Below are 24933 nucleotides of genomic sequence, written 5' to 3'. Positions count from 1 at the left end.
TCCGGAAAAATCTGTGTTGGCTGTTACAATATTGTTAAGAAAAGTTGCCTGTTGCATTTTGGGAACGCGCAATTGGGTTTTAACTCTCTTGAGAAGACAACGCAAAAAAAGATTTTATAGACCAGCTGTGGGATGCTGGTCTTTTTGTCTTTAAAGTGCTTATACATTGGTTGTCCGATAACTCATTACAAACACTTTCAGCATTTTTTGAGCATATATAGTTAGTAACTTCAAGGCTTTAAGAGACCTATAAATTGACACTCTCATGTTTAAAGACACGCTCGCTTTATGGTATGCAATACAGTTCAGTTAAGCAATTTTTTCGTTCTCTTTCTTCTCTCTCTTCTCTCTCTGTGTCCTCTGCCCCTCTGTGGTAGCCTGCGGCAAGCCGCTCCGCGTCTACGTTAAAAAAACGACTTTGACAAAGAGTGCTAGCCTTAACCCAAGCGTATTGTTATGGTATGCCCTTGATACATCAATAGTATTTTTGAACTAATGAAAAATGTCAGGTTAAATACGTTTTTAATTGACAAAAAGCTCTAAAATAGCACGCTAATGGTATGAATAATTATAATTTTATTAATAGCTGAAACTATTGCTATGACTTTATTATGTGCCAATTGCTCGGAATGAACTGCAATGTTCCAACGGATATTTGCTTTTCTTTTGAAGGGTTTTCTGCACGCGGAGGAAAAACGGATGATCATAGCGACGGGTGGGGCATTGCTTTCTTTGAAGGAAAGGGATGTCGAATGTTTTTAGATGCCCAACCTTCTGTTGCTTCTCCAATAGCAGAGTTCGTGCGGAGTTATCCCATCCACTCAACCCATGTTATAGCTCATATCCGCAAAGCCACTCAGGGTGAAGTTGCCCTACACAACTGCCATCCTTTCCGCAGAGAATTGTGGGGTCAGTATTGGGTGTTTGCCCATAATGGTAATTTGCCAAATTTTGAACCGGAGAATTTGGGCTTTTATCAAGCCGTAGGTGACACTGATAGCGAAAAAGCATTCTGTATGATCCTAGAAACATTGCGATCGCATTTTCGTGAAGGTAAGCCTGACATAAAAGAACTGTACCCTGTAGTGCAACAAATTACTGATGTAATTGCAGAACTGGGTATATTTAATTATTTATTATCAGATGGAGAACACTTATTTGCTTATTGCTCAACTAAACTCAGCTACATTGTTCGTCAAGCGCCCTTTGCAGCTGCCCATTTAATTGACCAAGACATGACTGTAGATTTTCGGGAAGTGACTACTGAACGCGATCGCGTCGCTGTCATTGCTACCACACCCCTGACTGACAACGAACTTTGGACACAAATCCAACCGGGAGAATTACTAGTTTTTCAAGACGGATTACCTCTGAAATATGCATTCAGTTAAGAATAACTAGTTCCTCGATTTTTCCCATTTAGATACTTTCTAGATGGGTTTTGTTTTTCATGCTTTTCATATATTATTAGCATTTTAAGCGCAACGCTTATCACCTTGCAAATGACCTAGTGATAGCTTCACCCAGCTTGGAAACTGGAGTATCCATCGACATTAGGGTTAAATAGTTGAAAATAAAAGCATTGTAATTCCTCACAAAACTGGTAGAATCACCATATTCTTGATAAAGAATGTGAGGTTTTTTGGTGTTTGTAACTAGATATATGGCATCATCCAGTATGATAAACACTATATAACTGTATTCCCATCAATTATCTGTAGATTTAGTGGAGGAAATAGAATGAGTTTGTGGCAACGCCCACTGAAAAGGTTACAAGCGATGACTGAATATAGAACGTATCGGTTCAGACTAAATTCGCTCAAAGGCTTTCTATCACTATTTTTGGTAGGTACTGTATTGAGTGTAGCGCTTGCTGCCTGCTCCGGTGGAACTGGGAGTAATTCTTCCACAGAACCCCCTAATGCTAATGCTAGTCCTGTTGCTGCAACCAAGGATAATGTTGAACTAACTCTGGTTTCCTTTGCAGTTACCAAAGCGGCTCACGAAGCGATCATTCCCAAGTTTGTCGAACAGTGGAAAAAAGATCATAATCAAACTGTCGTCTTCAAGCAAAGCTATGGCGGTTCTGGTTCACAAACTCGCGCCGTTATCGATGGTTTGGAAGCAGATGTTGTTCACTTGGCATTGTCTGGAGACACCTCAAAGATTGAGAAAGCTGGATTGATTCAGCCTGGATGGGAGAAAGAAGTTCCCAACAATGGTATTGTCTCTAAAACTGTGGCAGCATTAGTAACTCGTCCAGGTAATCCTAAAGGCATCAAGACTTGGCAAGATTTGGCGAAAGCTGATGTAAAACTAATTACTGCTGACCCCAAAACATCAGGCATTGCTAAGTGGAATTTCCTGGCGCTTTGGAATTCCGTCATTAAAACTGGTGGAGATGAGACTAAAGCAACTGAATTTGTGACTAAGGTTTACAATAATGTGCCAATCCTGACCAAGGATGCGCGCGAAGCTACGGATACATTTACCAAGCAGGGTCAGGGGGATACCTTGATCAACTATGAAAATGAAATTATCTTGGCACAACAAAAGGGGCAAAAGGTTGATTATGTCGTTCCCGATGTGAATATATCCATCGACAATCCGATCGCTGTAGTAGATAAAAACGTCGATAAGCACGGAACCCGCGAAGTTGCTGAAGGATTTGTCAAATATCTTTATACCCCAGAGGCACAGCAAGAGTTTGTCAAATTCGGATTCCGACCTGTGGATGAAACTTTAGCTCAAACTAAAGAAGTCACAGACAAATTTCCCAAGGTGAAAACTTTGGGTACTGTTGCAGACTTCGGCGGTTGGGAAGCAATTGATAAAAAGTTCTTCGCAGATGGGGGACTGTTTGACAAAATTCAAGCCCAAAAGAAACGGTAATTCGTAATTCGTAATACGCAAACAACAGCCGAAAAGAGTGATTTTCACGTAGGGGCAATTCATGTAGCTTTAGCTGACCGCAGGGTATTGCCCCTACTGTGTATAGTTTTGCGTAAGTCCGATGAATTTTAAACTTAGAATTTTTGACTATGATTGTATCTCCTTCTGTGGAAGTTGAACGTAAAACACCCTTTTGGAAAAAATTGGGGCGGGTTCCCTGGACTTGGCGAATCACTATAGGATACCTAACAGTGATGTTATTTATCCCGATAATTGCCATGTTCCTGAAAGCGAGTACAGAAACTCCGGCGAGATTTTGGGCGATCGCAACCAGTGATATCGCATTAGCAACATATAATGTCACCTTTGTAACAGCAATATTTGCTGCCTTACTCAATGGCGTATTTGGGACTCTGATTGCTTGGGTTCTGGTTCGCTACGACTTTCCCTTAAAACGCTTGATTGATGCCACAGTAGATTTACCCTTTGCGCTGCCAACATCGGTAGCAGGGCTAACCCTGGCAACAGTTTACAGCGATAATGGCTGGATCGGTTCGCTACTAGCACCACTGGGAATTAAGGTGTCTTTTACCCGCACGGGAGTAGCGGTGGCAATGATATTTATCTCACTACCTTTTATCGTCAGAACCGTGCAACCCGTGCTTCAGGAAATGGAACATGAAATTGAAGAAGCCGCCTGGTGTCTGGGTTCTTCTCAATGGCAGACTTTCTGGAAAGTAATTTTGCCGCCTTTATTTCCGACGATTTTAACTGGGGTTGCCTTGGGTTTCTCCCGTGCAGTTGGAGAGTATGGTTCGACTGTGATTATCTCTTCCAATACGCCATTCAAAGATTTAATCGCACCTGTGCTGATTTTCCAGCGATTAGAGCAATATGACTATTCTGGTGCAACAGTAATTGGCATAGTTTTACTATTAATTTCATTGGTGATGCTATTGGCAATTAATTTCTTACAAGCATGGGCAAGACGATATGACAGTAGATAAGCCAAGTTTTCACTCATCTGCATCTGTATCAGGTACAGCCAAACCTCTTAAAGAGCAGAAGAGTTGGGTGCCAATAGTTTTAATTAGTATAGCGATCGCCTATTTAGCCCTAGTTCAATACATCCCGGCAATCAACGTTTTTGTCCAAGCCTTCAGCAAAGGATTTGGGCCGTTTCTGTCCAACTTGACGCGGCCAGCTTTTCTCCATGCAGCTTGGCTGACACTGTTGCTGGCTTTGATTGCTCTGCCTGTGAATACAGTATTTGGATTATGTGCAGCTTGGGCGATCGCTCGTCATAAATTTCCTGGACGCGCCATAGTTTTGAGCATAATTGACCTACCTTTTTCGATTTCGCCCGTAGTCGCAGGGTTGATGCTTGTGCTACTTTACGGACGCAATGGCTGGTTTGGCCCTTGGCTCCAAGCCCATGATATCAAGATTATCTTTGCCTTTCCAGGTATGGTGCTGGCTACAGCCTTTGTAAGTATGCCCTTTGTGGCGCGGGAAGTGATTCCTGTTTTAGAGGAATTTGGCAAGGATCAAGAAGAAGCTGCTAGAACTCTAGGTGCGAAAGATTGGCAGATATTTTTGCGCGTCACCCTGCCCAGTATCCGTTGGGGCTTACTCTACGGTTTAATTTTGACCAATGCCAGAGCAATGGGTGAATTCGGGGCGATTTCGGTGGTATCTGGCAACATTGCTGATAAAACCCAGAGTTTACCACTGTTTGTAGAAGATGCTTACAAACAATACGAAACCGAGGCTGCTTTCTCTGCGGCTGTACTTTTGGCGCTGCTAGCAGTAGTAACCTTAGTGCTAAAGGAGATTTTAGAACGCAAAACCAGTATTAAAGATATTGAATAGAAAAACCAAGCGATTATAGTTATCCTTTGAATAGGATACAAGCAAATCATGGGACATGGTACAATTTACCTATTAGCTATCAGGAAATTACCATTAGGTTAAGGGTAGTTCTGTACCAATCCTGATCAGGGATTGAAATAATTCAGATATGGCTACTGATAATACACTTACCAATAAACGGATTCGCCTCAGAATTCCCAAGGATTATCACCAGGAACCTGTGATTTCTCGCCTGGTGTCTAACTATGGACTGACTGTGAATATCACGGCAGCGATTTTGGGAGCGAATGCTGTCGGTGATGGTTGGTTTGACCTTGAATTACAAGGAACAGATGCACAAATTCAGAGCGGGTTAACCTATCTCCGCGATTTGGAGTTGGAAGTCTGGGATGACACTAAAGTAAGTGATTGGTAAGGGTTGTAGCAACACATTCAAGGGGCGTACAGCTAGCTGCACGCTCTCATGCATAATATAAACCCTCTCGTTTATCTGACTTTTCACGCTATATGGAAAACCTCTCTCTAAATCTCTCTCCTAAAAGGAGAGAGACTTTGAATTTTCCCCCTTACCGAGTCGGGAAGGGGATTAGGTTTTTCTTTAATAAGCGATAGAAATTAGTTTTTCAAAATCTTGGAAATCAAAATTTTGTTGTTTTTTTGAGTATTTACCACATAGATCATAGTAGAGTATAGAATCGCAGAAATCAAAAATAAGATTTTCCATCTCATCAACTGTATAAGGCTCTATCTCTCTGTAAGTTTTTTCAGATGCTTTAATAATTACTTCACATATAGTAGTTCTGCCTGAACCCCTTGAAAGTAACTTTTCACTTTCGGTTAGATTTTTAGTTTTGCCATTAATTGTCTTGGAAACTTTGAAGTTGCTAATTAGGTTAAAAAGATGACAGATGGCTGTATTTTTTACTTTAACAATAGTACCTATAAAAACAATTTTATATTTATCTATACTAAGAATTTTCTCAATTTGTTCTAATCTTTCTAGCTTTGAATTCAGGTTATTGATGCCTGAAGCACCTAATAGTTTTTTGATTTCACGTCTTAAATTTTGCTTCAATGATGTAATTTCTTCTTGCGGCTGTGTCGTCAACATACTGTTTTGCCTATTTCGGTGCTATTTACTTGATACTTGCAGTATGCCCACTATGATTTAAAATCTAACAAAATTCTTAAAACATCCCCTAACCTGATTTTGGGAACCCTTTAATCGCTTGGTAATAGACATCTCCAGAAATTAAATATGCGTTACCCAGAACCCTTGTTTTGACGTAGCACTGCTACGTCAAAACAATTCTTTTTCACTCCTATGTCTAATGAGTAAGGCGATCGCGTGAGCATAATTTTACGTGAATTTACCAATTGTTTTTTTGCGGACTTTGTGATATTTTATTTTACATAACAACTAAATCCATTAAATCGATACAATTACCGTAGTTTAATAACAGCCGAAAATATGAAAATCTCTATGAGGCTGACATTCAACCAGACACAGTTGAGTTATGGGGGCGCAGCCCGCCTTAGGCATCGCTATTGGGAATTAATCTGATGTCTGAGAGTAAATCAGTAGAACCCGCTTCAGTTCACAGTCGAATTCTCGTGCCTCAGTGCTATCACAGGCAACCTGTAATTTCCCGACTGGTATCTCGTTATGGTTTAACCGTAAATATCAAAGCTGCATCCCTGACATCAGAGAGTGACAGCAATGGCTGGTTTGATTTGGAACTTTCGGGAAATCCCCAAAAACTGACAAATAGCCTATCTTACTTGCAAGGATTGGGCGTAAATTTGCTCGAACTAGCGATCGCTAACCAGATTCAAACCAACCAGCACTCTCTACCTTTCCCAAACCCAGCTAGCAAACTGAGTCCTAAAGACTGTGCATCGCTGACAAATCAATGGCAAGAACAATTCCAGCAATGGATTTCTCTGGGTCAAACCAATCGATTACGCTTGCAACTGTGCGTTTTAAAATCCTATTATCAAGAACCGGTGATTTCGGAATTAGTTTCTGGTTATGGACTAACAGTCAATATCACTAGTGCTAGACTTCAACCCGATACGCAAGATGACGGTTGGTTTGACTTGGATTTGTGGGGGAGAACAAAGCAACTCTACTCTAGCCTGAGTTATTTAGAAAAACTGGGGCTACCGATTTGGGTGGATTTGTCTAGCGTTTATAGCGATCGCTAACCAAATAATTCCTAATTCATAATTTTTTGAGGCATCAAAGTTATTAGTAGAGTAATTATGAATTATGCTGAGGGCGATCGCTAGTTTTGCTGAAATAATCTAAATTTCGTAGTACCAAATTTCTTCTTCTCGCAGGACAATCCGATGCAGGGAAAGACGAGCAATCAAGCCCTCTTGCTCAAACTGCCCAAGAACACGAGTTATAGTCACACGAGTTGAACCGACCATTTCGGCTAGGTCTTCATGAGTCAGACGCATATCTATTAAACGTCCCTTCTCAACTTCCGAACCAAACTTTTTGGATAACCATGCCAACAGCTTGATGAGCATAGTATCCACTTTTTTATGGCTACGAATGATCATCAATTCTTGAGCCTGTTGGATATGGGCAAGTAGAGTTTCTGTTAGTTGAGTCCATTCTTCTAAAGGTAAGTTTATCGCCTCCACTTTAGTTAGGCATTCCATCTGATAAGGTTCTAATTTTGACAAAGCCTTACCAACGATATCTCCTGGACCCCACAATCCCAGAGCGACGGTTGTACCATCTTCAAGATAGGTAAAAGTCCGAACAAAACCCGTTTCAATCTTCCAAAGGCGGTTTTGATGTTCTGGCATAAATGACCTACGGGCAAAAAGTTGCTTAGTATTATTACTGCTTAAAGTAGACAAGCTTGTGTAGGAAGACACCATATTATATAACACTATTCTCCGATAAATTAACCGTAGTATTATATTTATATCAGGTTCTAAGAGGCTATGGGTATTTTAAAGAGGGCAGTGGGGAGAGACGCGATTAATCGCGTCTGTACAGGAGTGGGGAGTAAGAATTTTAGATTTTGGATTTTAGATTGAAATTTAATCCAAAATCGTTCGACTGAGCGTAGCCGAAGTCCAAAATCCAAAATCCAAAATTGAATTGCCCCATTTTCTAAATTCCCGCACCATCAAGAAAATCTTCAATCATCCCATCAGAATTTTTGCTCTTAGGGTTGTCGGTTGGTTCGTCGCCAGGCTCAGTTGGAGACAAGCTTGATTGATCTTCCAACTGCTCGAACTGTTTCTCTAGAGCCTTGACGCGTTCAAATAAAGCGCGGATTACTTCAGCTTCTACGTCGCGTACTTTATTATGATCCAGAACATTGGTAGGTAAGTTGTTCTGACGAGTCACGCGCCCTGGAATCCCAACTACAGTAGTGTTGCTGGGCACATCTCGCAGCACCACAGAACCGGCTCCAATACGGACGCGATCGCCAATTTGAATATTTCCTAAAACCTTCGCACCCGTTCCTACAACTACATGAGAGCCTAAAGTGGGATGGCGTTTGCCGCTTTCTTTCCCAGTCCCGCCAAGGGTGACACCTTGATAAATTAGGGCATAGTCGCCCACGATCGCAGTTTCGCCAATCACAACTCCCATACCGTGGTCAATAAACACTCCCTGGCCAATTAATGCCCCAGGATGGATTTCAATCCCGGTTAAAAACCGACTAATATGAGAGATAAATCGAGGTATAAAGGGAATCCCCATTTTATGCAGCCAGTGTGCCAATCGATGAAACACTAGGGCATGAAGTCCAGGGTAACAGAACAATACTTCTAGCCAGTTACGGGCTGCTGGGTCACGCTCAAAAATGGTTCGCAAATCAGTTAGTAGCATACTCTGTTGGGATTTTCGTTGGTAAGTGAGGCTCTGAAAACAGAAACTCAGGATAATTCCCACAAAAAGATCAAGTCATTCATGGGAATTGTGTCAGATAATAATCTACGGTAAATCGATACAGTATAGTGTTTGTGTGGGTAATAAGTGGGATGCTATCACATTCCACACTTGGAAAAAATTAATTTCGCATAAACTGCGATAAGTCCCTCAATTCACCGTAGTATATTGAGTACAGTCTTGAATAGCCAAAACTATGCTCTCTTAGATTTGTCTTCCAAAGTGGAATACGCGCTGCTGGCACTCTTAGAACTGGCAAGCCACCACGGGAAAAAACTTCCTTTAACCATGAGCGAGATCACTGCCAAGCAAACTATACCTGAGCGCTATCTGGAACAAATTTTGACCAACCTCCGGCGTGCTGGTATGGTGCAGAGTCAACGCGGCTCTAAAGGAGGTTTCGTTTTAGTTCGTGAACCTTGGCAGATTACAATACTTGAAATTGTCATTTTGGTTGAAGGCGAGCGAAAAGAGAAAGATATTTCTGACTCTTGCACTCTGGAAAAGACTCTGGTTTATGAAGTTTGGGAGCAAGCTAACGCTGCCTCAATTGAAGTTTTGGGTCGTTATACACTCCAAGACTTGTGCCAGGAAAGAGAAACTCGCGCACAGCAGAGTCCGATGTATTATATTTAGACACGAGGGAGTATTCACATGCGGATAGCGAAAGATATCACAGAGTTAATCGGACGAACTCCTTTAGTTCAATTAAATAAGATTCCCCAAGCTTCGGGAGCGGTTGCTCAGATTGTGGTGAAGCTAGAAAGCATGAACCCAGCATCTTCTGTAAAAGACCGGATTGGCGCGAGTATGGTAGAAGCGGCAGAAGAAGCAGGCTTGATTCACCCCGGAAAAACTGTTTTAGTAGAGCCGACTTCTGGGAATACAGGAATTGCGCTGGCGATGGTGGCGGCGGCTAAGGGTTATGCTCTTATTCTAACGATGCCTGACACAATGAGCCAGGAAAGACGATTGATGCTGAAAGCTTATGGCGCTCAACTAGAGTTAACGCCAGGGGTAGAAGGGATGCGAGGAGCGATCGGTCGTGCAGAACAGATTTTAGCTCAAACGCCCAATGCTTATATGTTGCAGCAGTTTCGCAACCCTGCTAACCCGAAAGTTCACGCCGAAACCACAGCCGAAGAAATTTGGGATGATACCGATGGAGAAGTAGATATTCTCGTGGCGGGAGTCGGTACTGGTGGGACGATTACCGGAGTTGCAGAAGTTATTAAAGGACGGAAGCCGAGTTTTCAAGCGATCGCAGTTGAACCAAGCAACAGTCCGGTATTAACCGGTGGTAAATCGGGGCCTCACAAAATTCAGGGTATCGGCGCGGGATTTATCCCAGCAATTTACCGTCCAGAACTGGTAGATGAAGTGATTCAGGTAGCAGATGAGCAAGCGATCGCTTACAGCCGTCGCCTAGCAAAAGAAGAAGGATTGCTATCGGGGATTTCTACTGGTGCTGCGTTGTATGCGGCTATTCAAGTGGCACAACGACCAGAAAATGCCGGCCGCCTCATCGTCATGATCCAGCCTAGCTTCGGCGAACGCTACCTCAGTACCTCACTGTTCAAAGACCCAGAGGAGAATGAGTGGTTGAGTAAAGTTTGATTCAATATACTAATTTTAGATTTTAGATTTTAGATCTAAAATCTAAAATTGGCTTGGTTATTTATTAGACATCTCCAGAAATTAAATATGCGTTACTCAGAACCCTTGTAGAGACGTAGCACTGCTACGTCTCTACATTCTTTTGCACCAGATGTCTATTATAATTTTCACCAATTTCATCGACACTTTGATTATTTTTCACTAAAATCATCAAACAGAAACAACTAGCAGCTAGCTTTATTAAGCTCAAAGCTTCACTTTTTAATACAATAAAAGCGCCTAATCCTATCAGAACAAAAGGCACAAGATTATTAACGTAGCGAGTCAATATATCAGCTATGACTCTGTTGTTAGTTAATTTGTATGCAGCGTAGCACCAAACTCCTAACAATACAAAGAATATTCCGATAATTACCAAAAAAGTCTCTAAGTTGCTACTAGCAAATAAAGGCACGTAGACACTAATATTATCGCTACCATTAGCAATTGTAACGGCTGCTACGCTATAAACTTGGGGAGGAAAAAAACTAGCAATTGTTGATGCTTCAGCTTCTTCTGTTACAGCTACGACTTTTTTTGATGAATCTTCTTCCCGATTCACTAAGCTACTGATACCTATAGACATTGGTAGTAAACCAAGTAATCCAATCCAGCTTTTTGATAAAACTAACCCACCAAATAAACCAGGAAGACTAAGGATTAACAGAACCGTAAAACCTAGAAACTGACCAGCAATTATATGCCGAGGGCGAAAATTAGCATTTATTTGAGAAAAAAACAACAATAGAATGACAATATCATCAATGTTAGTGGCAATGAACGCGATCGCCCCTGTACTAATTGCAGTAAGTAACTCGTTCATATTTTAAGAGAAACATAGATATGGTTTCGTAGCAATCCTAAATCATTCCTGAACAATGAGATCCCCGACTTCTCTAAGAAGTCGGGGATCTGAGCCTTACGATTTTCACAAATCAGATAGGACTAGTATAAGGTTAATTTGGTATGGTGATAAATCGTAGGTTATAAAAATCCAGCATGAGTAAGCTAGGTACAACCTTTAGTGAAGGGATAATTGCCTTCATAGCCACTAACATAGATGACATCATTATTTTGTTAATATTTTTCTCACAGGTAAATGTTAATTTTCGCCCGCGCCATATCTTACTCGGTCAATATCTGGGTTTTACAGCCATTATCATCGCTAGCTTACCAGGATTTTTTGGTGGCTTGGTCGTACAGCGAGAATGGATAGGATTGCTAGGACTGCTACCAATAGCAATTGGTATTCAGCAATTAGTATATAGAAAAGAAGAAACAATAACAGTTCAGACAGTCAGCAATGATTTTAATCAGTCCACATCTACTAACCCCGTATTGTCTTTTATTTTGAGTGTTTTGCATCCCCAAACCTATAAAGTGGCAGCAATAACGATCGCTAATGGTGGTGACAATATTACTATATATATCCCTTTATTCGCTGGTCATGATCTTGCCACCTTGGGAGTCATTCTAAGTATATTTTTTGTCATGGTAGGGGTTTGGTGTGCGATCGCTTATTTTTTAAGCCGTCAACCTACCATTGCTGATATTTTAAGTCGCTACGGTCAAGCTGTCGTACCTTTTGTGTTAATTGGCTTGGGTTTGTTCATTATGTATGAACGAGGTACATTTACTCTACTATCTTGGGTGAGAAGTTAATCAATCTTGAATGCTAGATTTGGAATTTCAAATCTCAAATTGCTCATACCTGATGAACCAATTTCCAACTTACCATCATCAAAATGGCATAAATGATAAACCGTAACGGGCGTTGCGGAGCTACTTGGCAGACTTTAGCACCTAATAATACCCCTGGAACAGAGCCTAGCCAGATAGGTAGTACCAGACTCCAATCAACTGTTCCCAGACTGAGATGACCGAGGGCTGTAAACAGCAGTAAAATTGCTGCGTGGGAAATATCTGTACCCACTAACTTCCGTGCATCAAGGCGGAAAAACCCAATTAGCACTAGGGCAAACATTGAACCTGATGAGACGCTTGTTAGACCAACAAAACAGCCTAAAATTGCTCCCAAACTGATTGTTAGGAAGCGACCAAAATTAGTTTCTAAGTCTAATTTTGGCAGTTCGGGTAAATTAAATTTAGGGAAAAAAGTCAATAACAACAATTGTACTAGTGCTAAGACTGTGACTAGCAAAATCATGCCGCCAAGCAAACGGAGCAAGATGTTATCCAGGTTATACTCACCGGTACGTTTAATGAAGTGCAAAATCCCTACCCCGAATAGTGAGCCTGGAACACTCCCAAATGCCAACCATTTAACAACTTCTGTGTCAAGGGTTTTCTGTTCCCAATGCTTGACGCTACCAACAATCTTCATCAATGTTGCAGCCACAACATCAGAACTCACAGCGATGGAAGGCGGAACCTGAAAAACAAAAATCAACATTGGCGTAATGAGAGAGGCTCCGCCAATTCCTGTCAAACCAACGATGATGCCAACAAAAAAGCTTAAGAGCGGTAGTAATAAATAGTGCATACTCTTTGGGGGTTTCAACAATTCACTTATCAGTTATCAGAGTCCTGTTGAGTCTCCCACTTCTATAAGTGAGCAGCGTTGCTTAGGGTTTAAATCCCCAAACGAAATCTTGATAACTTTTCACTGACTTAATTAAAAGCAGCTATAGCGGTTTTCTATGCAAAGCCCGCTAAGGCGATGCACTTACCGTATTTTACTTGTAAACATGATTAAACGTCCAACGATTCGCGTTGTATATTGTTAAATTATCTGGATAATACACCGCAGCCGATTAAACTTCTTAGGACTGGTTGTTAAAAAAATTACCTACAAGTTAATAAAGATAGTGATAATTGCAAAACTTTTATAAAAGATATATCTGCTCAAACTTTGGCTATTGTGCTACCTAGCACCCTGACAATTAGACGCGATCGCAAATGGCAAAAACTCTTACAGTATGACCAGTAAGTTTGGGGGATTATCGATGGTAGTCAGGAAGCACGAGTTACGGAAGCGATCGCTATGCTTGACTTGCAAGCAACTCTCATGCTAGGTTAAATAAAACCATTCGGTCGGTAATTTTTATTTACATTTCATTTTCAGCAATTTTCAATTCAATAAACTGCCCTACTCTCGACTCTAAAAATCGCTGTAATGTCCAAAGGTGAAGAAACAAAAAGCAGAATTCTCTACCAAGCCGCCGAACTGTTTAACCAACAGGGGTATGCAGGCTCATCGATGTCAGACATCATGCGTGTCACTGGATTGCAGAAAGGAGGAATTTACAATCACTTCCAAAGCAAAGATGATCTGGCGCTACAGGCTTTTGACTTTGCGATCGCTCGCATCAAACAGCATACTAGATTTGCATTACGAAGTAAACGCCACGCAGTAGAACGTCTGCAAGCAATCATTGCGGTATTTAGTAGCTTCGCAGAAAATCCACCGATCAAGGGCGGGTGTCCACTGCTGAATACTGCTGTGGAGAGTGATGATGCTCATCCGGCGTTGCGGGAACGCGCTCAACAGGCGATGAACTCTTGGCTGCATCTGATTCGTCGAATTATTGAAACGGGAATTGAAAAGGGTGAAATTCGCCCGGAAGTGAGTGCTGATGAAATCGCTACCATCATCATTGCAACACTAGAAGGAGCCATAATGATGAGCAAGCTTTATGGAGATTCAATTCATATGCACAGGGTAATTAATCACCTGAATGAATACTTAGAAACTCACCTTTAAATTTATTTTATTAGTTTACAGACCGAGCAGCATTAAAAAATAAGTCACTGAGAGAAATAATGCTAGTAAATAACAATTTGCATAGACCATTAGAAGTAATATTAGCAATTCCTGTAAAAACATATGACATTGATTTTATGGGAATCGTGAGTAATATTGTGTATATCAGATGGCTAGAGGATTTACGTTTAAAGTTTTTAGATGAACATTGGCAACTTAATCAACAAATTGAGCAAGGATATACACCGATTATAGCTGGAACGGAAATTGAATATAAACGTCCGATAAAGATTATTGATCAAGTAATTGGACGTTTATGGCTGAGTAATTTAGGACGGTTGAAATGGACTGTGCAAGCGGAAATTTTATCTAATAATGAGTTAGCAGCAGTGGCTACACAAAAAGGTGCTTTTATCAGTTTGCACAATGGTCGTCCTATTAAAATTCCAGAAGAATTGCAAAATAAATATTTCCAGTGTCAGCAAGTGACTCAGGAAATTTGAATTTGGTAAAAGCTGAAATTTTTTTAACTACTTTCAGACTGAACGGTTTTATTTATCAAGGATTCACCATGCTGAAATTTTACTACAATCCCATCTCGCCAAATGCTCGTCGTGTGTGGCTCACCTTACTGGAAAAGGAGATACCCTTTGAATCAGTTTTGATGAATTTGGATGGCGATCAATTACAACCAGAGTTTTTGACAATTAACCCCTTTCATAACATTCCGGTTGTGGTGGATGAGGGTTTTCGAGTTGTAGAATCACTGGCAATTATGGACTATTTAGAAAGTAAATATCCTACACCTGTAATGTTACCTTCTGAGCCTCAGGCGTTAGCAAAGGTAAGGATGGTGCAATTAGTCACTGCTAATGAATTATTTCCACAAGTGATTTCACTAATTTATGAAAGTGAAGATTCGCCACAAGCTACACAAGCAAAGCAGCATATAGATAAGATACTAAAATTTTTTACACAAGTGCTTGGCGATCGCAGTTTTTTTGGTAGTCACCAGTTAACTTTAGCAGATATTGTTGCGGGAATAGGTGTACTATCATTACCTAATTTAGGTATTGGTCTCAGTGATTACCCCAGGCTAAATGAATGGTCTGAGCGCTTAATGCAACGTCCAGCATGGCAGAAAACCAAATTGAGCAGCGAAGAATTTGAAGCATTTAAAGGGCGAGTTAGAGCTTTAGTGAGGTTGCGTAGGAGTAAAGCCAATAAGAATAAATAGCAAGAATTAGCGAGTTTGTGAGTGTTGAGGCGGGATATCAAGAAGTAATTGCGAGCTTTCGAGGTTTGACCCTCACCCCCAGCCCCTCGACCAATTTTGGGAGAGGGGAGCAAATTATCTAGTTCCCCTTCTCCCAACTTGGGAGAAGGGGTTAGGGGATGAGGGCAAAACGTCTTCTCAAAGCAGATTTTTTCTGAAGTTGACACCAATGGGCACTGCCGTGCCCCTACACTCGTGATGTAATGTTCTACCCCTACGAGAAATCTATATGTATCAGGGTTTGTGTGAAATGGTATTACAACAATTTACTTAGTATCAGCCAAAATCTTTTTGATATCTTCTAGCTGCACCACTCCTGAAAAAGTTGGACTATTAATTACAAAGAAAGGTGTGCCAGGAACAGCCAATTTCTCAGCTAGCTGGATATCGTTCTTAATTGCGGGAGTTGCAAGAGTCAGATCGCTTTTAAATTTACCCAAATTCAGATTCAGTTTTTTAGCAATATCTAAATATAACGCCTCACCTAATTGCTTTTGATTAGTAAATAGCGCATCATGATATTCCCAAAATTTGCCCTGCTGATATGCCGCCCAAGCTGCGGCAGCAGCTGGCAATGCTTCAGAATGAATTGAAATGAGAGGGAAATTCTTGTAAACTAATCTTAGTTTATCAGGATAGTTTACTAACAATTCTTTCAAGGTTTTATGCGCCTCAGCACAATAGGGACATTGAAAATCTGAAAATTCTATTAGCACAGTTTTTGATTGAGTTGAACCTGTGGTGGGAGACTTACCAATCACTGTTTGAGGATTCGTTTTTAAATCCTCTAAAAATGCTTGTTGTACTTGTTTTACTTTCTGTTGTTGTTGCTGCTGATAGGCTTGAACAGACTCAATAACTACCTCTGGGTGTTCCCGGATAATTTGTAATACTTGCTGTTCCAACTGCGGATCAATGGTGCTGTTAGCTTGTGCAGGAAATGACCAAGTGACAACCAAACATAGTAGACCGATTGGTGTCGAAATACGCAGATAGTGAAATAGGGGACTAAACCAATCAAATAATGTACTCATACAAAAACTCATAAATACTTCTTCAAGGGGATTCTATACCACGACTTACGCAAACAATAACCTAAACTCTGATTTTTAGGTAGGGACAATACCCTGCGGTCAGCCTTCGTCTACATGAATTGTCCCAGAGTACGTGTAGTTTTGCGTAAGTCCTATATACATTACTTTTTAGTTATTAAAAAGATCCAGCAATCATCCCAGCAAGTAAAATAAAACCAATCCACACGTTTTGCCGAAACATCTCACCATAAACAGGATTAGGTAAGTCTTGCTTTGTTAATCGCAAAGACTGCCAAATCCATCCGATAGTAGCAACTGCAAGACTAATCCAGAAGGCTAAGTGCAGATGTATGAATACACCTAACCAAGCCAATAACAAGATGGTGCCAGCAAAAAAAATTCCAATAGCTACAGGGGCATAATTCCCAAAAAATAGAGCGCTAGAATTAACACCAATGCGGCGATCGTCTTCTTTGTCGCTCATAGCATAAAGAGTATCAAATCCCAATGTCCATAATACAGTCGCACCCCAAAGTAACCAAGTTGGTTGGGAAATTGTTTGTGTGACTGCACTCCAGCTAATCAATACCCCAAAACCCCAAGCGATGGAAAGCACCAGTTGCGGTACGGGAAACACCCGTTTTGCACCTGGATACAGCAGAATTACCGGCACTGCCGCCACACATAACCAGAAACTCAGGGGGTTAAGATAAAAGGCTAGGATTGCTGCACATGCTAGCGAGACGATCGCAACTACAATCCCAACTTTCACAGACAGGGCGCGAGAAGCGAGAGGGCGATCGCGTGTTCTCTCCACTTGTGGATCAATATCCCGATCCCACAAATCATTGACAACACACCCAGCTGCACTCGTGGCCAGAGTCCCCAATATAATCACACCAACCAGAGGTAAAGGCGGTTTCCCAGACGCTGCCAAAAACACAGCCCAAAGTGCAGGAATCATTAAAATTAACCGTCCTTCTGGTTTATGCCATCGCAAAAGCCGGATAATTACTAGCCAAACTGGTGATTGGGGGCGTTCTGGCGTTGTTAACATATAAATCAACAAATAACTTTAGATAGATAAATTCACACATCTTTTATAGAATAACCTTATTTGTTATTTGTAAAAACATAACCGAAAGTGGCAATTTAAAATATCTTTAAATAGTCACTACGGTTAGAAACATTAGGGTGAATATACTTAGCTCAGTTACCCTCGACCAATGGTCAATTTCAGAGCAAGTGTATTGCAATAAATATCAGTGCCAGCTACCCCGACATACCACCGTTTGCCATCATTTCTTATAGAGAGAGAAAACTAGATGCTGAATTTAGTAGCTTCGGCTAGCTGGGAGAGTGTTCCAACTCAACCATTTAAGCAAGATCGGATTATTGCTGCCATTGACCTGGGAACAAATTCTCTACACATGGTAGTAGTCAAGATTGACCCCACACTACCAGCTTTCAGCATTATCGCCAGAGAAAAAGAAACCGTGAGACTAGGCGATCGCAATCTTACTACAGGAGAACTCAAACCGGAGATAATTAAATCAGCGATCGCTGCTTTAAGACGCTTCCAAGAAGTTGCCAAAACTATCAATGCTGAAACAATCATTGCTGTGGCAACTAGTGCTGTGCGGGAAGCCCCAAATGGTAAAGATTTTTTGCACAGAATAGAAACAGAGTTGGGTTTAAGTGTTGACTTGATTTCTGGTCAAGAAGAAGCGCGACGAATCTACCTTGGTGTGCTGTCGGGGATGGAATTTAACAACCAGCCCCACATGATTGTTGATATTGGCGGTGGTTCCACAGAATTGATTTTAGGCGACAGTAACGAACCGCGTACTCTCACTAGTACCAAAGTCGGTGCAGTACGACTCACTAGCGAATTAATCACCACCGATCCCATCAGCAACACTGAGTTTCACCACCTAGAAGCCTATGCACGCGGGATGTTAGAACGTTCTGTGGATGAAGTACTAGCAAACCTCGAACTTGGGGAATCTCCGCGTTTAGTGGGTACCTCTGGCACAATTGAAACCCTGGCAATGATTCATGCACGGGAAAAGTCGAGTGTTATTCCTTCCACTCTCAATGGCTACCAGTTCAGTCTTAAAGACTTGCGAGAGTTGGTAAATCGCTTGCGAAAACTGAGTAACTCAGAAAGGGCGGCAATTCCCGGTATGCCAGATAAGCGGGCTGAAGTTATACTCGCTGGTGCAGTAATATTACAGGAAGTAATGACCCTGTTGGGTAGTGAATCGGTTACAGTTTGTGAGCGTTCTCTGAGGGAAGGCGTAATTGTAGACTGGATGCTAACGCACGGTTTAATTGAAGATAAGCTGCGTTACCAAAGTTCAGTTCGGGAAAGGAATGTTCTAAAAATCGCTAACAAGTACCACGTTAACTTAGAATATAGCGATCGCGTTGCCAAATTTGCCGAGAGTTTATTTGACCAAACTCAAGGTATCCTACATCACTGGGGATCTGACGAGCGACAACTACTGTGGACTGCTGCAATATTACACAATTGCGGTCACTATATCAGTCATTCGTCTCACCACAAGCACTCTTACTATCTAATTCGCAATGGGGAATTACTCGGTTATACAGAAACCGAGATTGAAATCATTGCCAATTTAGCGCGTTATCATCGCAAATCACCGCCCAAGAAAAAACATGAAGAGTACCAGAACTTGCTGACTAAACACCAGCGACAAATGGTCAGTCAATTGAGTGCAATTTTAAGATTGGCAGTGGCATTAGATCGACGACAAATTGGTGCGATCACTCAAGTTCAATGTGAATGCTATCCACAATTGAGACAGTGTAATCTGCTAATTTTCCCATCTGAATCTGATGATGATTGTGCTTTAGAACTCTGGAGTTTGGATTATAAAAAAGGAGTGTTCGAGGAAGAATTTGGAGTGAAATTAGTAGCGACTTTAGAAAAGTCTAGCGTTGCTAACTTGTCTTAGAAAGTAGGGTGCGTTACACTGCTTTAACGCCCCTGCACATATATATTTCATTTTGTGATAATTCATCAGCTTTAGAAGTTAGCTCATAGACATCTCCGAAAATTAATTCTGCGTTGCTCAAAACCCTTCGTAGGGACAATTCATGAATTGTCCCTACGTCATTTTCGGAGATGTCTAATATAAAAACTTGACGTAAAAATCAGATGTATTTATCTGGTAACTGTTCAAAGAGGTATAATTAGCAAAAAATACGCTGTTTATTAGACATAGGAGTGAAAAAGAATTGTTTTGACGTAGCACTGCTACGTCTCTACAAGGGTTCTGGGTAACGCATATTTAATTTCTGGAGATGTTTATTATAGAACAATACTTTTTATTTCAATATGTTTTCAAAATTAAAGTAAACCTTCTAGCTAATTTTTGCATTATATTTAAGGATCAATTTATAAACTGTCCTAAGAAGCATTTAAAAACAAAAATTAGTAATTAGAATAGAGTTAACAATCTATTTAATATAGGTTATGTTGCTATTGGATATCTAAGCCGGGAAAACTTAGGTATCCTTTCCTTATATAATCAATAAAGCAGCCTCAATTGCTTGGTTTTCTGCACTGGCTCATTAAATACAAATCACTTAACCTTTCAGTTTGCACCTATAGTAATCGTAATTTAATCTAAGTTTGATTAATGTTATAATCAATATAAAAGTTGAAAGATAAAAGTACTATGAATTTAGCTGTAAAAAGTACCTCTCCAATAACTGCACCAAAGTTAACTTATGATGTGCTGATTGAAAATCAACAAGATGGCACAGTCAAAGCAATATTGTTAGGTTTACCAGACTGTCAAGGTTTAGGAAATACGGAAACTGAAGCAATAGAAAAACTCAGTCAAAGTTTGCAAACTCGGTTAGAAACAGCCAAGATTGTGACTTTAGAAATTGAAGCACCCAAAGTAGAAAACCCTTGGATGAAATTTGCGGGAATGCACAAAGATAACCCTCTTTTTGCTGAGGTACTGGAATACATAGAAGCTGAACGGAGTCAAGTTGACTTAGACAATGAGACAAAGTGAGTTTTATGTGGATATTAGATACAGACCATTTGTCCTTATTTCAAAATACTCATCCACTAGTCACGCAACGCATAAGACAGCAGAATCCTGAAAATTTAGCCATAACAGTGATTACATTCGAGGAGAAAGTGAAAGGATGGCTGAATGTTATCAACAAATATAATAATCAACCTTCTAAGTATGACAAATTAATCTGGGCATACAAAGGATTATGGGATGAAATAGAATATTTCAAAAATATAAAACTACTTTAATTTGATACTAAAGCTTGTAATGTTTATGCTGAGTTAGTTAAGCAAAAAATTCGTGTTGGTACTCAAGATTTACGCATTGCGGCAATTACGCTGTCAGTGAATGGGATTTTGCTTACTCGCAACCGCAATGATTTTGAAAAAGTGCCTAATTTGCGTTTAGAAGATTGGACTATATCTTAATTTTTCTCAAGGCTAAATTTACTTATTTGTTTATAGTAAAAAAATTCAGAGTAATATTCTTAGCTTGCCAGTATTCTTTAGCTGAATTTAAAATATCCAATGCTATTTGGTACTGTGTCGGTTCAGCTTGAGCAAAGATATCAGCATTATCATACAATATGACGTATCTCTCAGCCGGACACCATGTTAAATCCGTGATACATTCATCAAAAGCGTCCCAGTTAGCACCAAAGTATGTAGGAAATTGCATTGCTTCAGCAGCTTTACTTAAAAATGTTTCTTTGCTATTAATTTTTTTACCATCAAGATAAAAAACTTTAGTTCCTGGTTCTGCGGCTATTTGTTCCACTGCTTCACGTATACCTTGTTTTACATCTATTGAAACATTTAGAAATTCGCTCATGTATTCCTCCTTACTTATGACGACTACTAGATGACTTCTTGAAACCTATTGTGTAGCTGTATTGGTTGATGATGCAAGCTGCCAAATCTTGATAGTCTTGTCATCACTCCCACTGGCAAGGATTTGGCCATCTGGACTGAAAGCTACGGAAGTAACATAGGAGGAATGCCCCAGAAGGGTGTAGATTTCTCTTGCCGTGCCTACATCCCACAGTTTGATAGTCCTGTCATGACTCGCACTGGCAAGGATTTTGCCATCTGGGCTGAAAGCTACAGAATAAACATAGTTGAAATGCCCTTGGAGGGTATGGATTTGCCCTCCTGTTGTCATATCCCACAGTTTGATAGTCTTGTCACGACTCCCACTGGCAAGGGTTTTGCCATCTGGGCTGAAAGCTACGGAATCAACATAGGAGGAATGCCCTTGGAGAGTGCGGATTTGCCCTCCTCTTGTCACATCCCATAATTTGATAGTCCTGTCACGACTCCCACTGGCAAGGGTTTTGCCATCTGGGCTGAAAGCTACGGAATAAACATAGTTGAAATGTCCTTGGAGGGTATGGATTTGCCCTCCTGTTGTCATATCCCACAGTTTGATAGTCTTGTCATCACTCCCACTGGCAAGGGTTTTGCTATCTGGGCTGAAGGCTACGGACTGAATCCGGGAGGAATGCCCTTGGAGAGTGCGGATTTGCCCTCCTGTTGTCACATCCCACAGTTTCATAGTCTTGTCATCACTCCCACTGGCAAGGGTTTTGCCATCTGGACTGAAAGCTACGGAATCAACATAGGAGGAATGCTCCTGAAGAGTGGAAATTTCTCTTCCCGTGCTTACATCCCACAGTTTGATAGTCTTGTCACCACTTCCACTGGCAATGATTCTGCCATCTGGGCTGAAAGTTACGGAATGAACAGAGCCGGAATGCCCTTGGAGAGTATGGATTTGCCCTCCTATTGCAACATTTTCTAAAGTTTTATCTGCGGTAAAAGCTTTAGTTTGTAATGTTGATATGCAAGCAGACTGTTGTTTTGGTCTAGTAAAGCCAGGAAATATATCAATACTAAGTTTTATAGCCCGATCGCACCAATAACACTTACCATAAGTTTGGCTGTAATAGTGGCTGTCTACCTTTCCACAGATAGTTAACTCATTAACAGCAAGTCTGAGCGCCTTTACCCAATCCCTAGCAGTTGGGCGCAAATTAGGATTTTTATAACCATCATTAAAACATCTCAAAAAACATCGCTGAACCTCTGGGTGAACAATCTCAAGCGGAATTGTCCTGTCTACAGGTTGAATCAAACTGTTTGGTGCATACAGCCATAAACCCTGACGGATAAGTTCATTAGTTTCTGGAGTTTCCGCCGCGCCTATCCACTTTCCTGCAAAAGGAGTTTGACCACCAAATAACAACTGATAGATAATCACTGCTAACCGGAAGCGATCCTGTACTTCTGTTTGATCAATGCTAGAAAAATCTTTATCAATCAGTTCCGGTGGTGTATAATCTGGTGAACCAACTGGACAACGATAAATATTGCCATTTACCGGATTCCGAACCTGAAAAGAATCAGTATCAATAATTGAAGGTAAGGCGCGATCGTTAACAAGAATATTTTGCTGCTTGATGTCACCCAAAACATAGCCAGAGATGTGAATTGCTTCAATAATTGAGGCGATATTCAGCGCTGTTGTGTGGAGAAAACGCCAATCAACATCAAGTTTTGAATCCTTTCTTTTCTTAGGGTTGTATACATCAATAAGTTCTTTTGCGTGCTTAATTTCCGGCATCAAAAAGCCCACACAATCACCCTGAGCATCTTTCAGTACCGACTTAGGCCAAGCAAAAGAAATATGATTGAGGTGAGAGTTTGGCTCTTTCGGTCGGTGCGCTATCATCACAGCCAACTTTTGCACTTGCTCAGGAGTTTGCGAGTGGTAAATTTTTGCTAAGTAACCATTTTGATTAGTTCACCAAACCTTACCTTCACCACTATTAGCTATCGGTTTACCCAGCAGAGTAATCGATTTTCCCGTACTAGCACAGGTGAGAACTGTCATCGAATTTTACTCTCTATCAAATAAGCACAAAAGTAAGGTTTTATCATCGTCAGTGCGAGAATTTAGCCGCTCAGAGTTGAGGAATTCTATCAGATATTTATCTTCCTCCTCTGGATTAACAGTATCGTGCAAGTATTCCTCGACAGGTTTAAAGAAAGGTGAGAAAGGTTCCCAGTCGCTCAAGCGAATTGCTACTTTTTCTAGTCCATCAGTGGAAGCACAAATAAACTCTTGTTTTTCAGAAATAACCTTTACCTGCATATCTTTTACTGCATTTGTTGAGGTGATAAAAGTTGTTTCATTGATGAACTCACCTTTATCTGGCTTAAACAACAGTTGATATTCTGACTCTTGGGAACGTATTACAATAAATCCATCCCCGATTTGCATAGCTGCAAACCAGTCAGGAGTTGCCAGGAAAACCAACAATGTACAAGCTAAATCATTGACAGAATAATTTTCTTTGGCTGCTAGCTCATGTAACTTTGCAATAGCTTTTTTCACAATTTTAGCAAACAGTTTCTGAGCTTCTTCTTCAGAGAGTCGTTTAGAATAACCTGGCTCTAATTCTTCTTGCTTCTGAGGAGATTCATTAATATCAGAAAAACATTTGAGTACGGTTTCTACCGCCAACCTAGCACCAATATCAGAATGTTTAGCACTGCCAGCACCATCAGCAACGGCGCCTACAATAATCACATCTTGAAAGATGCGATAATCCCCATAATCTTGACAAACTATACCCTGGTTTTCATGACTTGTTCCGATCGCAGAACGCCCAATAGCTTTCCAATTCACAAAATTTCCTCCTAACTGCTAATTTGACCCCATCCCATAGCCGGTAAAGCTACAGCTTGCCCTACTTTGCCACTAGAAACCCGTTTCATCGAAGCAGAAAGCAGACTCAATCGCCGCACCCATTGGGGTAAGACCACCTACTTCCAATACAAGCGGTGTAAATTGGTCAATCGTCACAAAGTCTTGCACCACTTGAACTATGGGGCCAAATGTGATTATTGCCACTTCTACACTCAGCGATGCTTGGGAATCTTTTTGTACATCTTCTTTGAAAGCAGCAATTCCTTGATTTAACTCTTGGATAGGCTGACCTGACATAGAGCCAGAAGTATCAAGTAAGAGAATTACAGGGCAACGATTTTCTGGATTTTCAACGAATTCAGGCATTCCTACAGACATTCGATGCTCCTAAATTGAATCAACTGGTCTGAGAGATCAATCACTTACATTATTGGCTAAAAAATACACTTTTGCAGTAGTATTTATACGTATAAATACTACTGTCTATTTGCCTGATTGAAAGCGTTTGTGTTTGTTAGCTGATAAGTAGTCGGACGGAATTAATTACACAATCACAGTAAATATTTTATCGAGCTAGTTATAGTTCAATACAGACCTAACCCCCAGCCCCTTCCCTTGTAGGGAAGGGGAGTAAGATTCAAAGCCTCTCTCCTTTTAGGAGCTATGGTGTACACACAAGTCTGAAATAGCTGATTAACCAGGGTTTTACCCCACCCTGACCCTCCCCTTGGAAAGGGGAGGGAACTAGATTTCCAGTCTCCCCCCTTTCCAAGGGGGGATTA

The 24933-nt window shown here is 40.8% G+C and carries 23 protein-coding genes and 2 pseudogenes; 14 read left to right on the top strand and 11 right to left on the bottom strand.

Annotated elements, in window-relative coordinates:
• Positions 1-611: 611 nt before the first annotated feature.
• The 5 genes from V7K15_RS10500 (at position 612) to V7K15_RS10480 (ending at position 5179) form a co-directional block, all read left to right on the top strand.
• Entirely contained in the window at positions 612-1391 is a 780-nt protein-coding gene (locus V7K15_RS10500) for a class II glutamine amidotransferase (protein ID WP_334905416.1), read from the top strand.
• A 349-nt stretch (positions 1392-1740) separates the two neighbouring features.
• Complete coding sequence (locus V7K15_RS10495) at positions 1741-2892, top strand: sulfate ABC transporter substrate-binding protein (protein ID WP_334905415.1); 1152 nt, start codon at positions 1741-1743, stop codon at positions 2890-2892.
• Between the two features lie 149 nt (positions 2893-3041).
• Positions 3042-3899, top strand: coding sequence for a sulfate ABC transporter permease subunit CysT (gene cysT / locus V7K15_RS10490; protein WP_334905414.1), 858 nt, complete (start codon positions 3042-3044; stop codon positions 3897-3899).
• A complete protein-coding gene (gene cysW, locus V7K15_RS10485; protein WP_334905412.1) occupies positions 3886-4764 on the top strand; it encodes a sulfate ABC transporter permease subunit CysW in 879 nt (292 codons plus the stop codon). The genes cysT and cysW overlap by 14 nt, the downstream gene beginning before the upstream one ends.
• 148 nt (positions 4765-4912) lie before the next feature.
• Complete coding sequence (locus V7K15_RS10480; RefSeq protein ID WP_334905411.1) at positions 4913-5179, top strand: NIL domain-containing protein; 267 nt, start codon at positions 4913-4915, stop codon at positions 5177-5179.
• A gap of 183 nt (positions 5180-5362) precedes the next feature.
• On the opposite strand, the gene V7K15_RS10475 is transcribed toward V7K15_RS10480, so the two are convergent.
• Positions 5363-5875 carry a hypothetical protein gene (locus V7K15_RS10475; RefSeq protein ID WP_334905410.1) on the bottom strand — a complete coding sequence of 171 codons (513 nt, stop codon included), beginning with the start codon at positions 5873-5875 and terminating at the stop codon, positions 5363-5365.
• A gap of 452 nt (positions 5876-6327) precedes the next feature.
• Here V7K15_RS10475 and V7K15_RS10470 point away from each other — a divergent pair, with 452 nt between their 5' ends.
• Positions 6328-6972 carry an NIL domain-containing protein gene (locus V7K15_RS10470; RefSeq protein WP_334905408.1) on the top strand — a complete coding sequence of 215 codons (645 nt, stop codon included), beginning with the start codon at positions 6328-6330 and terminating at the stop codon, positions 6970-6972.
• Positions 6973-7071: 99 nt separating this feature from the next.
• Here V7K15_RS10470 and V7K15_RS10465 read toward each other — a convergent pair whose 3' ends face one another.
• Positions 7072-7662, bottom strand: coding sequence for a Crp/Fnr family transcriptional regulator (locus V7K15_RS10465; protein ID WP_334905406.1), 591 nt, complete (start codon positions 7660-7662; stop codon positions 7072-7074).
• Between the two features lie 238 nt (positions 7663-7900).
• Complete coding sequence (gene cysE, locus V7K15_RS10460) at positions 7901-8629, bottom strand: serine O-acetyltransferase (protein WP_442949661.1); 729 nt, start codon at positions 8627-8629, stop codon at positions 7901-7903.
• Positions 8630-8842: 213 nt separating this feature from the next.
• Here cysE and V7K15_RS10455 point away from each other — a divergent pair, with 213 nt between their 5' ends.
• A complete protein-coding gene (locus V7K15_RS10455; protein ID WP_334905434.1) occupies positions 8843-9325 on the top strand; it encodes an RrF2 family transcriptional regulator in 483 nt (160 codons plus the stop codon).
• An 18-nt stretch (positions 9326-9343) separates the two neighbouring features.
• On the top strand, positions 9344-10306 hold the full coding sequence (gene cysK / locus V7K15_RS10450) for a cysteine synthase A (RefSeq protein ID WP_334905405.1): 963 nt from the start codon (positions 9344-9346) through the stop codon (positions 10304-10306).
• Positions 10307-10430: 124 nt separating this feature from the next.
• Here cysK and V7K15_RS10445 read toward each other — a convergent pair whose 3' ends face one another.
• Positions 10431-11168, bottom strand: coding sequence for a cadmium resistance transporter (locus V7K15_RS10445; protein ID WP_334905404.1), 738 nt, complete (start codon positions 11166-11168; stop codon positions 10431-10433).
• Positions 11169-11344: 176 nt separating this feature from the next.
• Between V7K15_RS10445 and V7K15_RS10440 the strand changes: the two genes are divergently transcribed.
• A complete protein-coding gene (locus tag V7K15_RS10440; protein ID WP_334905403.1) occupies positions 11345-12007 on the top strand; it encodes a cadmium resistance transporter in 663 nt (220 codons plus the stop codon).
• 43 nt (positions 12008-12050) lie between these two features.
• Here the strand turns inward: V7K15_RS10440 and V7K15_RS10435 are convergent, their stop codons facing one another.
• On the bottom strand, positions 12051-12848 hold the full coding sequence (locus V7K15_RS10435; RefSeq protein WP_334905401.1) for a sulfite exporter TauE/SafE family protein: 798 nt from the start codon (positions 12846-12848) through the stop codon (positions 12051-12053).
• 633 nt (positions 12849-13481) lie between these two features.
• Between V7K15_RS10435 and V7K15_RS10430 the strand changes: the two genes are divergently transcribed.
• The 3 genes from V7K15_RS10430 (at position 13482) to V7K15_RS10420 (ending at position 15306) form a co-directional block, all read left to right on the top strand.
• Complete coding sequence (locus tag V7K15_RS10430; protein WP_334905399.1) at positions 13482-14069, top strand: TetR/AcrR family transcriptional regulator; 588 nt, start codon at positions 13482-13484, stop codon at positions 14067-14069.
• A gap of 59 nt (positions 14070-14128) precedes the next feature.
• On the top strand, positions 14129-14572 hold the full coding sequence (locus V7K15_RS10425; protein WP_334905397.1) for an acyl-CoA thioesterase: 444 nt from the start codon (positions 14129-14131) through the stop codon (positions 14570-14572).
• Positions 14573-14640: 68 nt separating this feature from the next.
• Complete coding sequence (locus V7K15_RS10420; protein ID WP_334905432.1) at positions 14641-15306, top strand: glutathione S-transferase family protein; 666 nt, start codon at positions 14641-14643, stop codon at positions 15304-15306.
• Between the two features lie 305 nt (positions 15307-15611).
• Here the strand turns inward: V7K15_RS10420 and V7K15_RS10415 are convergent, their stop codons facing one another.
• Together V7K15_RS10415 and V7K15_RS10410 are read right to left on the bottom strand one after the other, a co-directional pair.
• Complete coding sequence (locus V7K15_RS10415) at positions 15612-16379, bottom strand: DsbA family protein (protein WP_334905395.1); 768 nt, start codon at positions 16377-16379, stop codon at positions 15612-15614.
• A 175-nt stretch (positions 16380-16554) separates the two neighbouring features.
• A complete protein-coding gene (locus V7K15_RS10410; protein WP_334905393.1) occupies positions 16555-17436 on the bottom strand; it encodes a 4-hydroxybenzoate solanesyltransferase in 882 nt (293 codons plus the stop codon).
• Positions 17437-17704: 268 nt separating this feature from the next.
• Between V7K15_RS10410 and V7K15_RS10405 the strand changes: the two genes are divergently transcribed.
• Together V7K15_RS10405 and V7K15_RS10400 are read left to right on the top strand one after the other, a co-directional pair.
• Entirely contained in the window at positions 17705-19360 is a 1656-nt protein-coding gene (locus tag V7K15_RS10405; protein WP_334905391.1) for a Ppx/GppA phosphatase family protein, read from the top strand.
• A 726-nt stretch (positions 19361-20086) separates the two neighbouring features.
• The gene (locus tag V7K15_RS10400; protein ID WP_334905389.1) at positions 20087-20434 is read left to right on the top strand and encodes a type II toxin-antitoxin system HicB family antitoxin; all 348 of its coding nucleotides are present in this window, start codon (positions 20087-20089) and stop codon (positions 20432-20434) included.
• Positions 20435-20890: 456 nt separating this feature from the next.
• Here the strand turns inward: V7K15_RS10400 and V7K15_RS10395 are convergent, their stop codons facing one another.
• The 4 genes and pseudogenes from V7K15_RS10395 to V7K15_RS10380 form a co-directional block, all read right to left on the bottom strand.
• A complete protein-coding gene (locus tag V7K15_RS10395; RefSeq protein ID WP_334905387.1) occupies positions 20891-21271 on the bottom strand; it encodes a barstar family protein in 381 nt (126 codons plus the stop codon).
• A gap of 45 nt (positions 21272-21316) precedes the next feature.
• Positions 21317-23332, bottom strand: a pseudogene (locus tag V7K15_RS10390) (protein kinase domain-containing protein).
• 6 nt (positions 23333-23338) lie between these two features.
• A complete protein-coding gene (locus V7K15_RS10385) occupies positions 23339-24130 on the bottom strand; it encodes a PP2C family serine/threonine-protein phosphatase (protein ID WP_334905385.1) in 792 nt (263 codons plus the stop codon).
• Between the two features lie 99 nt (positions 24131-24229).
• Positions 24230-24529 (bottom strand): annotated as a pseudogene (locus V7K15_RS10380) (vWA domain-containing protein); the annotation flags it as partial.
• Positions 24530-24933: the final 404 nt, after the last annotated feature.

This window comes from Nostoc sp. (assembly GCF_036919815.1).
GTDB lineage: Bacteria > Cyanobacteriota > Cyanobacteriia > Cyanobacteriales > Nostocaceae > Nostoc.
This window is presented reverse-complemented; position numbering and strand designations above follow the sequence as displayed.